This window comes from Gluconacetobacter entanii (assembly GCF_003206495.1).
Lineage (GTDB): Bacteria > Pseudomonadota > Alphaproteobacteria > Acetobacterales > Acetobacteraceae > Novacetimonas > Novacetimonas entanii.
This window is the reverse complement of record NZ_NKUF01000005.1, coordinates 105945-120659: the sequence shown is the minus strand read 5'-3', so window position 1 is coordinate 120659 and position 14715 is coordinate 105945. Positions and strand designations below refer to the sequence as shown.

The following is a 14715-nucleotide window of genomic DNA, read 5'->3' as shown; positions in this document are numbered from 1 at the left end:
CCATAAGACTGCCTCGATGAAAAGACGGTTGTCCTGCCCGCTGCGCCCGCGATCTGTTTTCTTGCCAAGGCACAGCGGTTCCATTTTCGCCCATTGGGCGTCTGTCAGTACGAAGCGATCCATACAGGCTTTGAATCATATGCAGATGCTTGAAAAAAGCATAATTCCCAACAGGCCCTGGAAAAAGCTTCACTAGAAATTTTTATTCCCTGTTTTTGTCAGTGCGTCAGTTGCACGACATTGCGCGCCATCGACATGACGACCCCCTGCACGCCCGAAATCAGGATCTGCACCCCGATCGACAGCAGGATCAGCGCCACAAGGCGTGAGACAATGCGCGTCCCGGTCGTCCCCAGCAGCTTCATCAACTGCTCGGCATAGGCATAGGCGATCCAGATGATGCACGCCACCGCCAGCGCCGCGGCGGACAGGATGCCATAGAACATAACCGTGCTGACGCCGGTCGATCCTTCGGAACTCAGCGCAATGGCCACGGCAATGGTGCCCGGCCCGACGGTAAAGGGCATCGTCAGCGGAAAGAACGCCAGTTCCATCCCGTTGGTCCGCGTGGCGCTCAGGCCGCCCTGACTGGCCTGTGCCTGCTTGCGCGCCTCCTCGGTTTCGGGCGCCTGCAACAGCGACCACGCCCGCACCGCCACCACCAGGCCACCCGCGATGCGCAGCGCGTCGATCGTAATGCCGAAGAAGGACAGGATCGTCCCGCCCATCCAGATGGAGGCGATCATCAGCATGGCGGAATAGAACGCCACGGTCCGCGCCAGCGCCACACATTCAGCCCTGCTGCGCCCTGCCGTGACCTGCGCGAAGATCAGCGCCGCACCCAGCGGATTGACGATGGAAAACAGGGCCGGGAACGCCATCAGGAACGCGCCCGACGCACTGGTCAGGCCAATGGGCACGCTCAGATGACTCAGAACATCATGGGAAACGGCCACACTTCATGCCTTTTCTCGGGCTGGACTACCGTCATGCACGGGGGGAAACGGTCTTCGCGTTCACAGACATGCCTTTATCCGCTGATCCACGCCATATCCACCCCTAGTTGTGCATGAGCGATTGCAAAAGGCGCGCATCCGTCGGACGTGCACACAGATAGAATGTCTCCACCCCGGGGGAATGGGCTTCCTGCGCCGGACCAGGCAGCGGCCATGCCGTCAGGCCGAGGTCATTGTAAACCGACAGGAACATCGACCCCACGCACCAGAAGGCAGGCTGGCGTCCCTCCTGCACCGCAAGGTCACGCAGCCACCAGATGGCGGAGACGCAGTCCTCCGCATTGCCGGCGGGATCGCCCAGCCCGATCAGGAACGTCCCGCGCCGCACGAACGGCAGCAGCGCCTGCCCCCGCGCGCCCACGATCAGGCCAGAGGGCATCCACGCGACACCCACCGCGTCAACGGCATGGTCAAGCATGTGGTACTGCGCCTGCCCCTCGCCATCCCATGGCATGATGGCGATGCGGCCGGGCCGGATCAGGCGCATGATCATCAGCAGCCACAGCATGACCGCCAGCCCCATCGTCCAGCGCCCGACGCCGGAGGAGGACGCGAACAGCATGATCTCCCACCAGCTTCCACCCAGCGCATCATGCGGCCCCGCACAGGCCAGCACGATCACGCAGGCGATCAGCAGCAGCAGCGACATGATCGTGGGAAAGGAGAGCGGTTCGCTCAGCACCCTGGCATGGCGGTAATAGGAATTGCGGAACGGCGCGATCAGGATCGCCACCAGCGCCATCAGGGCCGGGATGACAAGGGGCGATCCCCGCAGCAGCGTCAGTCCCGCCGCCGCCGCCAGCAGGCCCAGCGTGACCTTCCACGCCAGCGTCACGCGCTGCGACAGGCCGATGGCCAGCCCGATCAGCGCGACACCAATCAGCGACAGCAGGTAATCCCCCGCCATGCCGAACAGCGTATGCAGCCTGCCTGCGGCATTGTCCCACGTTTCGGGGTCGAGGATGGTCAGCGCGATCAGCACCCCACCGCACAGCGAGACCGCGCCGGTGGCCACGGCAACGGAAAAATCCGCCTCGCTTTCGCGGATCACGACACTTGGCCGGGCGGTGCGCGGCCCGCGCGCGGGACTGTCCTTCCCCGCCTTGCGCGACAGCAGCACCGCATCCCCGCGCAGGAACAGTTCATGCCCCGCGAACATCACCCCCGCAAGGAACAGAGGGATGATGTAGTAGAACAGCCGGAAAATCAGGATGGCGGTAATGATGCTGGTGCTTGGCATGTAACTGCCCAGCGCAAGCATCATCGCCCCGTCAAAGACACCCAGCCCCCCCGGGACGCTGGCGACCAGCCCTGCGGTATAGGACGCGATGTAGATCGCAAGGAACACGCCATAGCCCAGGCCCGGCGCATCGGGGAGGAAGATGTAGGCAATGGCCGCCGTCGCCGCGACCTCCGCCGCCGAAACCACCGTCTGCGCCACCGCCATGGAGGAGGACGGGAACGTGATGGTCCACCGCCACAGCGTCACCTCGTTCAGGCGACGGCCCAGCAGGATATAGAGCGCAACCCCACCCCACAGCAGCAGGCCCACCCCCTCCAGCAGCAGGTGCGGCACCCGCGCGCCCACCACCGGCACCATTTCAGGTTCCCACAGCAGGACACCACCGATCAGCACCGCCGCACCAAGCAGGTAGGTGGCGGAGCAGAATGCGATGATCTGCGCCACCTCCAGCGGGCGCAGGCCCCAGTTGCCATACAGGCGAAACCGCACCGCAGCCCCGGAGATGGCCGAAAAGCCAAGGTTGTGCGACAGGACATAGGAACAGAACGCCGCAAAGGCGGTGCGCCGGAACGGCATCGTGCGCCCGATCTGGCGTACCGCCAGCCAGTCATAGAAAGACAGCACGACATAGGACAGGACGGTCATCCCCGCCCCCGCCCACAGGGTGGCGGCCGGAATTCCCGCCAGCGCGTGACGGATATCCGCCCAGTGCAGGTGGCGCATCTCCCGCTGCACGACGATGATGGCGGCAACCATCAGCACCAGCCCCATGGCATGGGGAAGGTGCCGCAGCCACCTGCGCAGTCCAGTCACCTCCTTCCCCCCGGCGGCGGGGGACGATCCGGGCTGGCGTGACGGGGGCAGGCCGGGCGTCACGGAAAATACGGTCCCATCGGACGCGAAGTCATCGCACGTGCAATCTCTGCCACGCCTACGATTGTGCGACCTGCGACGCGCTTCGGGTCAGCGCCGCCTCGATCAGGGCGACCGTCTCGCTGGCGCCATAAAGGGCGATGAAAATCCCGAAACGCGGCCCCTCCTTCTGCCCGAGCAGGACTTCGTAAAGGCAGCCAAACCAGCTACGCAGAGGCTCGAAGCCATGCCGCTTGCCGATCTCGAACACCAGGTTCTGGAAATCGTCGGGCGTGGCGGTGGCCGCATCCATCCCGCGCAGGGCCTCCGCCAGGTCGGACAGGGCGGCGGTTTCCTTGCCCTCGGGCGCACGGTAATGTTTCGTCGGCCGCACGAAATCGGCGTAGTAGACGATCGCATGGTCCACCAGCCGCGCCAGCATCGGATCGCGCATGGGCGAGGCGTCGGCGTCATAGCGCTGGATGAATTTCCACAGCACGTCCGGCGTTTCGGCATTGGCCACGCTGGCGAGGTTGAGCAGCATGCCGAACGTGATCGGGCTGCCTGCATTGGCGGGGATGTGGCCTGCATGGATGAACCATGCCGGGTTGGTCCACAGCGCGGGGTCATCCGCCTCCTGCGCCGCCAGCGCGCGCGTCACGTTGGCGAGGTATTCGTCCGTCGCCTTGGGGATCACGTCGAAAAACAGGCGCTTCGCCCGCTGCGGGGCGTTGAACATATACTGCCCCAGGCTTTCGGGCGGGGCATAGCGCAGCCATTCCTCCACCGAAATGCCGTTGCCCTTGGACTTGGAAATCTTCTGCCCGTTTTCATCAAGGAACAGTTCATAGGTCAGGCCCGCCGGGGCGCGGCCGCCAAGGATGCGGCAGATCCTGCCCGACAGGCGCACGCTGTCGATCAGGTCCTTGCCCGACATTTCGTAATCGACACCCAGCGCATACCAGCGCATGGCCCAGTCGGCCTTCCACTGCATCTTGGCATGGCCGCCGGTCACCGGGGTCTCGAACGTCTCGCCGTCCTCATCGGTCCAGCGCACGGTGCCCGCGACCGGGTCGATCGCATCCATGCGCACCTGCATCACCTGCCCGGTGCGCGGATGGATCGGCAGGACGGGGGAATAGGTGGCGCGCCGTTCCGCCCCCAGCGTGGGGGCGATGACGGCCACGATCTCGTCATGCACCTCCAGCACGCGTTTCAGGGCCGCGTCGAAACGCCCCCCTTCGTAATAGGCGGTGGAGGACGCGAATTCGTAATCGAAGCCGAAACTGTCGAGGAAGGCCTGAAGCCGGGCGTTGTTGTGGGCGGCAAACGATTCATGCGTGCCGAACGGGTCGGGCACGCGCGACAGTGGCCGGCCGATATACTGGCGCAGCATGTCCTGGTTGGGGACATTGTCGGGCACCTTGCGCAGAGCGTCCATGTCATCGGAAAACGCCAGCAGGCGCGTCGGCTTGCCCGTGATGGCGGTAAAGGCCTGGCGGACCCATGACGTGCGCGCGACCTCGCCAAACGTGCCGATATGCGGCAGGCCCGATGGCCCGTATCCCGTTTCCAGCAGGACGGGACGTTCGGCGCTGACGGGCCTGTCGCCGACATGGGCCGCGAGTTTTGCGGCTTCCTCGAAAGGCCATGCCTTGGGCAGCGGGGAGGAGGGAATGCGATACTGTTCTGACATGGGGCCGAAAGCTATGAATTGCGGAAGGGCGGGTCAATCATCACCTTACACCATAATCGGCACCAAAGATAACTTCCGTTACAGGGAACAGGCGACATCGGGGCACATGTGCCCTATATGTTCACGATCATGACAGCCCCACCGTCCCTGCCGGATACCGCGCCTGCCCTGATCGTCAGACATGACGCCTGTTCGGTCCTGACGCCCGACGGGGAGATCCTGTCGCTTTCGCATGACGAGGTGCGGCGCGAACTTGCGCACTGGCCCGCGCCCGTGGTCATCCATGCGCCCGCCACCGCGCGCCGCCTCGACCTGCCGCCACCGGGGCAGCCCACGCCATGGCTGGACCTGCTGGAACTGTTCGCCTTCGCCATGCCCGCGCGGACCGTGCCGCCTACGGTGCGTGGACTGGCCCGCGCGCTGGATTTCCCGCTCGCCCGTATCGAAAGTGCGGAGGCCGACCTCCTGCTGGACATGGCCGACGACCTGCTCGGACGCATCGCGCGCCAGCACGATGGCCCGCATGGCCCGATGATGGCGGCGCTGGCGTTCAAGATGCGCCAGATGGGCTGGGCCTGGGTGGAGAGCGTGTGCCACGCGCTGCGTGTCGGGGCGGAAATCCCGGCCGAACAGATCCAGCCCAATGATGCCATCCGCGTCTGGCGCTCCCTGCCCAAGTGGGAGGATACCGCCCCCCGGCCGCCGCCCGGCCCGCATCCCGTCACCCCGGCGGAGGCCCGCGCCCGCCTGACCGAGATCCTTGGCCCCAATGCGCGCACCCGTGCGGGACAGGCGGATTTTGCGGACGTGGCCACCGCCGCCTTCGCCCCGCGCGCGCAGCAGGGCGCGCCGCACATGGTCCTGGCCGAGGCCGGGACCGGCACGGGCAAGACGCTGGGCTATATCGCGCCATCGAGTGTGTGGGCCCGGCGCAATGACGCCGCCGTATGGATCAGCACCTATACCCGCCACCTGCAGCGCCAGATCGAATCGGAACTGTCGCGGCTGTATCCCGAACCCGCCGTGCGGCGCGAACATGTCGTGATCCGCAAGGGGAGGGAAAATTACCTGTGCCTCCTCAACATGGAGGAATCGGTCAACATCGCCCTGTCACGCGGCCCCAAGGCGGCAGGGGCGATGATCGGGCTGTGCCTGATCGCCCGCTGGGCAATGGCCAGTGGCGATGGCGACATCGCGGGCGGCGACCTGCCGGGGTGGTTTGGCGACCTGTTCGGGCGCGGCCTGCTGGCGGGAATCGCGGACCGGCGGGGGGAATGCATCCATGGCGCCTGCCCGCATTACCAGCGCTGCTTTGTCGAACATTCCATCCGCCGCGCCCGCACGGCCGACCTTGTGATCGCAAACCATGCCCTCGTCATGTCGCAGGCGGCATGGCACGCGCTCGACGGGGCAGGAACCGGCAATGAGGACAATATCCCCACGCGCTATGTCTTTGACGAAGGCCATCACCTGATGGATGCCGCCGACAGCGCGTTTTCCACCGAACTGTCGGGGCTGGAGGCGGCCGAACTGCGCCGCTGGCTGCTGGGGGCGGAAGGGGCGCGGTCGCGCGCGCGCGGGCTGAAGCGGCGGCTTGATGACCTTGTGGTTGGCATGCCGCAGCTTGAAACCCCGCTGGATGCCGCGCTGATGGCTGCCCACGCCCTGCCCGCCCCCGGATGGTCCGCCCGCCTGGCCGATGCGGACGCGCCGGAGCCCCAGCCGCCCGAAGACCCCGACATCCCGCCGCCACAGGGCGACCTGATCCCCATGGTGGTGGAACCTGAACCCGTCCTGTCGAACCCGACCGAGGCCCTGCTGGTGCTGCTGCGCCGGCAGGCGCTGGCGCGCACGCACGGCGGCCCGAATGCCCACCGGCGCGGTGCCGTGGAATGTGACCTCCATCCCGTTCCCGAAGAACTGGTCGAAGCCGCACGCACGCTCGCCCGCGCGCTGGAGCGCCTGTCCACGCCGCTGCGCACGCTGGTCAACCGGCTTGGGGAACGGCTGGAGGAAGATGCGGAACAACTCGACAGTGCATCGCGCGAACGCATCGAGGCCGCGATCCGCGCCATCCGCAAACGTGCGCTGGCGCGGCTGGATGGCTGGGTCGCGATGCTGGGCGCCGTGGGGACGGAGCATGTGGCCGAACCGGGGCAGGTGCCGCAATATATCGACTTCATCCGCCTTGACCGGCGCGAAGGCCAGAAACCCGGCGAGCGTGACGTGGGGCTGTACCGCCACTGGCTGGACCCGACCATTCCCTTTTCCGCCGTGCTGGCGGCGCCCGCGCATGGGCTGCTGGTGACATCGGCAACCCTGCGCGATGAAAACGACACCACGGACGAGGACGAGGCCGAACGCGCATGGGAAGCGGCCGAAGCCCGGTCGGGCGCGACGCACCTGCCGATGCCAGCACTTCGCGCCTCGCTCGCCAGTCCGTTCGATTACCGCAGGCAGAGCCGTGCGTTCATCATCACCGATGTCGCCCATGACGATCCGGCCTCACTGGCCGGGGCCTATCGCACCCTGTTCGAGGCGTCTGGCGGTGGGGGGCTGGGTCTGTTCACGGCGATATCACGATTGCGCGATGTCCATGCGCGGCTTGCCGGACCGCTGGAGATGGCGGGCCTTCCGCTTTATGCGCAGCATGTCGATCCGATGGACAATGCGACGCTGGTGGACATCTTCCGCAGCGAACATAATTCGTGCCTGCTGGGGACCGACGCCATGCGTGACGGCGTGGATGTGCCCGGACAGGCGTTGCGTCTGGTTGTGTTTGAACGGGTGCCGTGGCCGCGTCCCGATATCCTGCATCGCGAACGACGCATCCATCTGTCGGGTGGGGCGCCATCGCGGTATGATGACCGCATCGCGCGCCTGCGCCTGCGCCAGGCCTTTGGCAGGCTGATCCGTAGCGAGACGGATCGTGGGGTCTTCGTCCTGCTGGACCGGCGCACCCCGTCGCGCCTGCTGTCCGCGTTCCCGCCGGGGGTCGCGGTTCACCGCATGGGACTGGCCCATGCGGCGCGAGAGATCACGCGGTTTCTTCAAACCGGTGACGGAACGCCAGACGTCCCGCCAGCACCGTGATCCTTCGGCAAGCCTGCGAAGGCTTACAGCGGCTTGAGGTTGCTTGCCGCCGCCTTGCCACGTTCCATCGTGATGTCGTAGCTGACGGCCTGGTTCTCATCCAGGCCACGCAGGCCAGCGGCCTGCACTGCGGTGATGTGCACGAACACGTCCTTGCCACCATCGTCAGGCATGATGAATCCAAAACCCTTGGTCGCGTTGAACCACTTAACTTTTCCGGTTGCCATAGCCGATATACTCTCCTGCGCCTCTTTGCCGGTCCCAATACCGGGAATTCGGGCTCTCGCCTTTACGGTCATGAAAAAAACAGGGCATCCGGAAAAAACACCCAGTCGGATTTCACGTCGTTCGTGCTGCCTATAGGGGCAGCATGAATAGCTGCCCCTTGTCAAATCGCATCTCTAAAAAAAAAGTTCATGATGACAAAAAAAGAGGGAAGACGGACATGCCGCCTTCCCTCCTTTTGCGTCCTGCAGGGCCGGAAATGGAGGGGAAAGGCGGTCCCGGCCGGAAACCACCCTCCCCCTTTTTTCCCGGACCCTGTTGTCCCGGGTGGGGGCTGGATCAGAAATCCATGCCGCCCATGCCACCCATGCCGCCCATTCCGCCTTCCGGCATCGCAGGCGCCTTCTTTTCCGGACGCTCGGCCACCATCGCCTCGGTGGTGATCAGCAGGCCGGCAACCGACGCCGCATCCTGCAGCGCGGTGCGCACGACCTTCATCGGGTCGATGATGCCAGCCGCGACCAGGTCCTTGTAGGTGCCTTCCTGCGCGTCGAAGCCGAACGCATAGGTTTCGTTCTCCAGCACCTTGCCGGCGATGACCGCACCGTCCTCGCCCGCGTTGTGGGCGATCTGGCGCAGCGGAGCCTGCAGGGCCTTGCGGATGATGCCCGCACCGACGCGCTGGTCCTCGTTGTGGAAGTGCAGGTGGCCCAGCGTCGTGGACGCACGCGCCAGCTCCGTGCCACCACCGGGGACGATGCCTTCCTCAACCGCGGCGCGGGTCGCATGCAGCGCGTCATCGACGCGGTCCTTGCGTTCCTTCACCTCGATCTCGGTCGAGCCACCGACGCGGATCACCGCAACGCCACCGGCCAGCTTCGCAAGGCGTTCCTGCAGCTTCTCACGGTCGTAGTCGGAGGTGGTTTCCTCGATCTGCGCACGGATCTGGCTGCAACGGCCCTTGATGGCCTCGCCTTCGCCCGCACCCTCGACGATCGTGGTGTTTTCCTTGTCGATGTGCACCTTCTTCGCGGTGCCCAGCATGTTCAGCGTGACGCTTTCGAGCTTGATGCCCAGGTCTTCGCTGATGACCTGCCCACCGGTCAGGATCGCGATGTCTTCGAGCATCGCCTTGCGACGGTCACCAAAGCCCGGAGCCTTCACCGCGGCGATCTTCAGGCCGCCACGCAGCTTGTTGACCACCAGGGTCGCCAGCGCCTCGCCATCGACGTCCTCGGCGATGATCAGCAGCGGACGGCCCGACTGCACCACCGCCTCGAGCAGCGGCAGCATCGGCTGCAGCGACGACAGCTTCTTTTCGTGGATCAGGATGTAGGGGTTGTCCAGATCGACGGTCATCTTCTCCGCGTTCGTCACGAAATACGGGGAGATGTAGCCACGATCGAACTGCATGCCCTCGACCACGTCGAGTTCGGTGTGCAGGCCCTTCGCTTCCTCGACGGTGATCACGCCCTCGCTGCCGACCTTCTGCATGGCCTGCGAGATCATTTCGCCGATTTCCTTTTCGCCGTTGGCGGAAATCGTGCCGACCTGCGCCGTTTCGGCAGGCGTCGTGATCTTCTTGGTGTTCTTCTTCAGTTCCTCGACAACCGCGCCGACAGCCTTGTCGATGCCGCGCTTGAGGTCCATCGGGTTCATGCCGGCGGCAACGGCCTTGGCACCTTCGCGCACGATCGCCTGCGCCAGGACGGTCGCGGTGGTCGTGCCGTCACCGGCGATGTCGTTGGTCTTGCTGGCGACTTCGCGCACCATCTGCGCGCCCATGTTCTCGAACTTGTCAGCCAGTTCGATTTCCTTGGCGACCGAGACACCGTCCTTGGTGATGCGCGGTGCGCCAAAGCTCTTGTCGAGGACGACGTTACGTCCCTTCGGACCCAGTGTTACCTTGACCGCATCGGCCAGGATATCCACGCCACGCAGCATGCGCCGACGTGCTTCATCGCCGAACTTTACGTCCTTGGCAGCCATTTTCATTTTCTCCAGTAGGAAAGGTTATTTTTTCGAATCAGACGCAGGTGCGCGAGATCAGGCGACAACGCCCATGATGTCGCTTTCCTTCATGATCAGCAGCTCTTCGCCATCGATCGTGACTTCGGTGCCGGACCACTTGCCGAACAGCACACGGTCACCAGCCTTGACGTCGAGGGCAACGATCTGGCCCTGTTCGTTGCGGGCACCCGCTCCGACCGAGATAACCTCGCCTTCCATCGGCTTTTCCTTGGCGGTCTCGGGGATGATGATCCCACCGGCTGTCTTTTCCTCGCTCTTGAGGCGACGGACAACCACGCGGTCATGCAGGGGACGAAATTTCGTCATTGGATGGATCGCTCCATAATCTAAAAAAGGTAACGCCCTTGAATTAAGCAACGCCACCGGTTTGGCGCGCGCGCCAGGCCGCATCGCGTTAGCACTCCCCTCATGAGAGTGCTAAAGAGCAGATAGGAAGACCTCTTTTGGGTGTCAAGGGAAGCAGCAGGATTCACGATCAAGTTTCCCATCCCCACGACGCGGCCCGCATGGGGGCGCAGGCCAATCCATAAAATATTATTTTAAATCAATATGTTAACAACATTCCTTCACCACCGCCCCCGGCCCCGCACGGGCTGCATGCGTCCCCTGCACCCCGCGCCACCGCCCGAGTCCCGCGCACGCCGTCATCACACCCGCGGTACCGCCTGTGTCAGGGGCGGCGGTGAATGTGATATAGGTCTGGCCTTCACCGATGGCCGCATGGGGTCGTCACATCATGCACGACCAGCCCACACCAGAGGGAGACATATATGGGATCGATCATCACCCTGACCGCCACGGACGGGCACAAATTTTCCGCCTATCGCGCGGGGCGTCCCGATGCGCGGCGCGCCGTGGTGGTGGTGCAGGAAATCTTTGGCGTCACCCCCTATATCCGCGCCGTCTGCGACCAGTTGGCGAGCGAAGGGTATCAGGCCATCGCACCCGCGATTTTCGACCGGGCGCGCCGTGACGTGATCCTTCCCTATTCCGCCGAAGGGATGAAGGAAGGGCTTGCCCTGCGCGCGCAGACACCGCTGGAGGGGACACTCCTGGACCTTACCTCCGCGGCGGATGCGCTGACGACGGAAAAGAAGGGGATCATGGGGTTCTGCTGGGGCGGGACGCTGGCGTGGGAAGCCGCATGCCGCACCACCACCTTCGCCGCGGCGGTGGGATGGTATGGCGGGGGGATCGCGGCGGAACGCGCGCTGACGCCCAACTGCCCGGTGCAACTGCATTTCGGGGCGGATGACGCCCACATCCCGTCCGGCGACATCGACGCCATCCGCGCCGCGCACGAAGATATCGAGATCTTTGTCTATGAAGGGGCGGATCACGGCTTCGGCTGCACCGACCGCGCCAGCTACAACGAAACCGCCGCAACACTTGCGATGCAGCGCACGCTCAGCTTTTTCGAGCACTGGCTGTAAATGAATAAAAGTTTTTGGTGAAGCTTTTTCCAAAAAGCTTCGAAATACACCGCCTTTTTGGAAATAAGGCGGTACCCAAAAACTTTTAAATGATTTCAGTCTTGCCCATCCCCCAAGAAGGGATGGGCACAAGCAGCCTCAGCCGCGTGCGAGCACCCGTCCCGCGATCGCATCCAGCTTCGCCAGCAGGGCGGGATCGCGGCTGTCAGGCGCGGTGATGATGGCATGTTCCAGCGCACGGTCACATCCGGCATGGCACGGGCCACGCGGCTTGCCCAGTTGCGGGATGACCGCACGCACCAGCGCACGCGCCCGGCTGGAATTTTCCTGCATCACCTTGACCACCGCATCGACCGTCACGCTGTCATGACCATCGTGCCAGCAGTCATAGTCGGTCACCATCGCGACGGTGGCGTAGCACATCTCCGCCTCCCGGGCGAGCTTGGCTTCGGGCATGTTGGTCATGCCGACGACCGAGCATCCCCATGAACGATACAGGTTGCTTTCCGCGCGGGTGGAGAACTGCGGCCCTTCCATCACCAGGTACGTGCCGCCGCGCGTGACATCCAGCCCCAGCGCCCGGCACTGCCCTTCGAGGACGTCGCCAATGCGCGGGCATAGCGGGTCGGCCATGCTGACATGGGCGACACAGCCCGTATCGAAGAACGTCTTTTCGCGCGCGAACGAACGGTCGATGAACTGGTCGATGACCACGAAATGGCCCGGCGGCAGTTCTTCCTTGAGCGATCCCACGGCGGAGAGCGAGACGATGTCCGTCACCCCCGAACGCTTCAGCGCATCGATATTGGCGCGGTAGTTCAGGCGCGTCGGCGGCAGCTGGTGGCCACGGCCATGGCGCGGCAGGAACACGCAGCGCACGCCATCAAGCCGGCCGAACAGCAACTGGTCCGACGGCTTGCCCCACGGGGTTTCGACCGTGCGCCATTCCTTGTCTTCAAGCCCTTCGATGTCATACAGGCCGGAGCCTCCGATCAGGCCGATGACGGGCTCGATCACATCAGACGGGTGGGCGGGTTCAGTGGACATCGGACCATATTCTCCGTTTCAGACAGAAGGTAAGCACAAGCAGGACCAGCAGGAACACGATGACACGCACACCCGTGCGGTGGCGTTCCTCCAGATGGGGATGGGCCGCCCACGTCAGGAACGTGACGACATCATCGGCCTGCTGCGCCGCGGTGGGGGCCGTGCCGTCGGCATAGGTCACGCCGCCATCATGCAGCGGCGGCGGCATGGCGATCAGCCCGTTGACGGCATAGGGGTTATAGAAACTGCCCGCCGGGACCTGCGTGCCCGGCGGCGGGGCCTGCCCGTATCCCAGCAGCAGCGCGCGCATGCGATCCGCCCCGCCGGGATAGACCATCTCCAGCCGCGACTGGTCCGGCGGCCGCGCGCCATGGTTGGCCGCCGCCGCAATGGCAGGCGTGGCATAGGGCGAACGCAGGTGGTCATCGGCGGTGGCCGGGCGCTTCACCGGCTTGCCCGCCGCATCCACGCCTGCGGGCACCTGATGCGCATGGGCGATGCGGCGCACCTGCTCCTCCGTCAGGCCCATGCCACCAAGATCGCCATAGGTCAGCGCCGTCATGCCGTGGCAGGAGGAACAGACATGGTCATAGACCACGTATCCGCGCTGCACCGCCGCCATGTCGAACGTGCCCAGCGGTCCCGTAAAGCTCCACGAATGGGGCGGGACCGGGGTTGCGGACTGCGCGCGCGCGGGACTGCCCTGCCCCGTGGCGAGGGCCGACAGGACAAGGCAGGCAGCAGCGGCGCGGAGGGCGCGCGGGCGGGGACCCGGCGCGGCCGGAAGGAAAGGCAGGAACCGTATCATCCGGGTTCAGGCTTCGTCACAGGCAGGAAAAGGCAGCATCTTGGTCCGGTCATGTCCGTATCGGCACCGGGCAGGAACCCGCGTGTTCATCTGGCGCCGAACATACCCGCCGCCGTTGCCTTTTCCTAGCGGCGGCACGACCTGTCTTGCAATCGAAAGGACAAACAGGCACCCATACCCTTTCACGGACCCAGAGCTGAAGCCAGACCTGAAAACAATGACCCAGATGACCAACGCCCGCCCGCCCCTTGCCCATGACACCATGAAGGAGGCGGCCCGCACATGGTTCGAAAGCCTGCGCGACCGTATCTGCGCCGCCTTTGAACAGATCGAGGACGAGGCCGCGCGCGACGATGCCCCCACGCTTGACGGGCGCAGCGCGCCGGGCCGTTTCGAACGCACGCCATGGAACCGGGGCACGAATGAGGACGGATCCCCCGGCGGCGGCGGCGTCATCAGCCTGATGCGCGGGCGGGTGTTTGAAAAGGTGGGGGTCAACGTCTCCACCGTGTCGGGCATGTTCAGCCCGGAATTCCGCCACTCCATCCCCGGCGCGTCCGAAGACCCGCGCTTTTTTGCAACCGGCATCAGCCTTGTTGCGCATATGTGCAGCCCGCTGGTCCCGGCCGCGCATTTCAACACCCGCATGATCGTCACGACCGAAGGCTGGTTCGGTGGCGGCGGCGACATCACGCCGATGTTTCCCGACAGTGCGGAGGCCATTGCCGACGCCCGGCGTTTCCATGACGGGTTCCGCACAGCGTGCGAAAAGCACGACCCCGAATATTATCCGCGCTTTCGCGACTGGTGCGACAGGTATTTCCACCTGCCCCACCGCAACGAACCGCGCGGGCTTGGCGGTATTTTCTATGACCGCCTGCACAGCGGCGACGCCGATGCCGACTTCGCCTTTACCCGTGACGTGGGGCTTGGCTTCCTCGAAACCTATCCCGACATCGTGCGCGGCCGCATGATGGAACCATGGACCCCCGCCCAGCGGGAGGCGCAACTGATCCGGCGCGGACGGTATGTGGAGTTCAACCTGCTGCATGACCGCGGCACCCTGTTCGGCCTGAAAACCGGCGGGAATACCGAAGCCATCCTGATGAGCCTTCCCCCGGAGGTGCGCTGGCCCTAAATTGGCCGCATGGCTGCCGCAATGCGCGGCCAGCATCCCGTTCCCAACCCGATGACGCGGAGTAGCCACAACTTGTCCCCACCCCCACCAGATGACCCATCATCCCCATGCCCCGTCCGGCCCGCACGGCCGG

At 64.8% G+C, this 14715-nt stretch carries 11 protein-coding genes and 1 pseudogene; 3 read left to right on the top strand and 9 right to left on the bottom strand.

Annotation, left to right across the window (positions count from 1 at the left end; all coding sequences use genetic code 11):
* The 4 genes and pseudogenes from CFR72_RS17965 to CFR72_RS04120 form a co-directional block, all read right to left on the bottom strand.
* A pseudogene (locus CFR72_RS17965) lies at positions 1–123 on the bottom strand (IS5/IS1182 family transposase); the annotation flags it as partial.
* A gap of 95 nt (positions 124–218) precedes the next feature.
* Entirely contained in the window at positions 219–881 is a 663-nt protein-coding gene (locus CFR72_RS04130; RefSeq protein ID WP_227744544.1) for a MarC family protein, read from the bottom strand.
* A 178-nt stretch (positions 882–1059) separates the two neighbouring features.
* Positions 1060–3030 carry a lysylphosphatidylglycerol synthase domain-containing protein gene (locus CFR72_RS04125; RefSeq protein ID WP_244182167.1) on the bottom strand — a complete coding sequence of 657 codons (1971 nt, stop codon included), beginning with the start codon at positions 3028–3030 and terminating at the stop codon, positions 1060–1062.
* Between the two features lie 160 nt (positions 3031–3190).
* On the bottom strand, positions 3191–4807 hold the full coding sequence (locus tag CFR72_RS04120; RefSeq protein ID WP_110912770.1) for a lysine--tRNA ligase: 1617 nt from the start codon (positions 4805–4807) through the stop codon (positions 3191–3193).
* Between the two features lie 129 nt (positions 4808–4936).
* Between CFR72_RS04120 and CFR72_RS04115 the strand changes: the two genes are divergently transcribed.
* Entirely contained in the window at positions 4937–7900 is a 2964-nt protein-coding gene (locus CFR72_RS04115; RefSeq protein WP_110912791.1) for an ATP-dependent DNA helicase, read from the top strand.
* Positions 7901–7923: 23 nt separating this feature from the next.
* Here the strand turns inward: CFR72_RS04115 and CFR72_RS04110 are convergent, their stop codons facing one another.
* The 3 genes from CFR72_RS04110 to groES all read right to left on the bottom strand — a co-directional run bounded on the left by CFR72_RS04110 (position 7924) and on the right by groES (position 10462).
* On the bottom strand, positions 7924–8127 hold the full coding sequence (locus CFR72_RS04110; RefSeq protein WP_003618203.1) for a cold-shock protein: 204 nt from the start codon (positions 8125–8127) through the stop codon (positions 7924–7926).
* 337 nt (positions 8128–8464) lie between these two features.
* On the bottom strand, positions 8465–10114 hold the full coding sequence (gene groL, locus CFR72_RS04105; protein WP_110912769.1) for a chaperonin GroEL: 1650 nt from the start codon (positions 10112–10114) through the stop codon (positions 8465–8467).
* A 57-nt stretch (positions 10115–10171) separates the two neighbouring features.
* A complete protein-coding gene (gene groES / locus CFR72_RS04100) occupies positions 10172–10462 on the bottom strand; it encodes a co-chaperone GroES (RefSeq protein ID WP_110912768.1) in 291 nt (96 codons plus the stop codon).
* A gap of 464 nt (positions 10463–10926) precedes the next feature.
* Between groES and CFR72_RS04095 the strand changes: the two genes are divergently transcribed.
* A complete protein-coding gene (locus tag CFR72_RS04095; protein WP_110912767.1) occupies positions 10927–11589 on the top strand; it encodes a dienelactone hydrolase family protein in 663 nt (220 codons plus the stop codon).
* Positions 11590–11727: 138 nt separating this feature from the next.
* On the opposite strand, the gene CFR72_RS04090 is transcribed toward CFR72_RS04095, so the two are convergent.
* Positions 11728–12636, bottom strand: coding sequence for an S-methyl-5'-thioadenosine phosphorylase (locus CFR72_RS04090; protein ID WP_110912766.1), 909 nt, complete (start codon positions 12634–12636; stop codon positions 11728–11730).
* The gene (locus tag CFR72_RS04085; protein ID WP_110912765.1) at positions 12626–13444 is read right to left on the bottom strand and encodes a cytochrome c1; all 819 of its coding nucleotides are present in this window, start codon (positions 13442–13444) and stop codon (positions 12626–12628) included. Before CFR72_RS04085 ends, CFR72_RS04090 begins: the two co-directional genes overlap by 11 nt.
* A gap of 226 nt (positions 13445–13670) precedes the next feature.
* Between CFR72_RS04085 and hemF the strand changes: the two genes are divergently transcribed.
* The gene (gene hemF, locus CFR72_RS04080) at positions 13671–14582 is read left to right on the top strand and encodes an oxygen-dependent coproporphyrinogen oxidase (protein WP_110912790.1); all 912 of its coding nucleotides are present in this window, start codon (positions 13671–13673) and stop codon (positions 14580–14582) included.
* Positions 14583–14715: the final 133 nt, after the last annotated feature.

Coding starts and splice junctions, on each gene's coding strand:
- CFR72_RS04130 (WP_227744544.1), bottom strand. CDS start 881: ATGGCGTTCCCGGCCCTGTTTTCCATCGTCAATCCGCTGGGTGCGGCG.
- CFR72_RS04125 (WP_244182167.1), bottom strand. CDS start 3,030: ATGGGGCTGGTGCTGATGGTTGCCGCCATCATCGTCGTGCAGCGGGAG.
- CFR72_RS04120 (WP_110912770.1), bottom strand. CDS start 4,807: ATGTCAGAACAGTATCGCATTCCCTCCTCCCCGCTGCCCAAGGCATGG.
- CFR72_RS04115 (WP_110912791.1), top strand. CDS start 4,937: ATGACAGCCCCACCGTCCCTGCCGGATACCGCGCCTGCCCTGATCGTC.
- CFR72_RS04110 (WP_003618203.1), bottom strand. CDS start 8,127: ATGGCAACCGGAAAAGTTAAGTGGTTCAACGCGACCAAGGGTTTTGGA.
- groL (WP_110912769.1), bottom strand. CDS start 10,114: ATGGCTGCCAAGGACGTAAAGTTCGGCGATGAAGCACGTCGGCGCATG.
- groES (WP_110912768.1), bottom strand. CDS start 10,462: ATGACGAAATTTCGTCCCCTGCATGACCGCGTGGTTGTCCGTCGCCTC.
- CFR72_RS04095 (WP_110912767.1), top strand. CDS start 10,927: ATGGGATCGATCATCACCCTGACCGCCACGGACGGGCACAAATTTTCC.
- CFR72_RS04090 (WP_110912766.1), bottom strand. CDS start 12,636: ATGTCCACTGAACCCGCCCACCCGTCTGATGTGATCGAGCCCGTCATC.
- CFR72_RS04085 (WP_110912765.1), bottom strand. CDS start 13,444: ATGATACGGTTCCTGCCTTTCCTTCCGGCCGCGCCGGGTCCCCGCCCG.
- hemF (WP_110912790.1), top strand. CDS start 13,671: ATGACCAACGCCCGCCCGCCCCTTGCCCATGACACCATGAAGGAGGCG.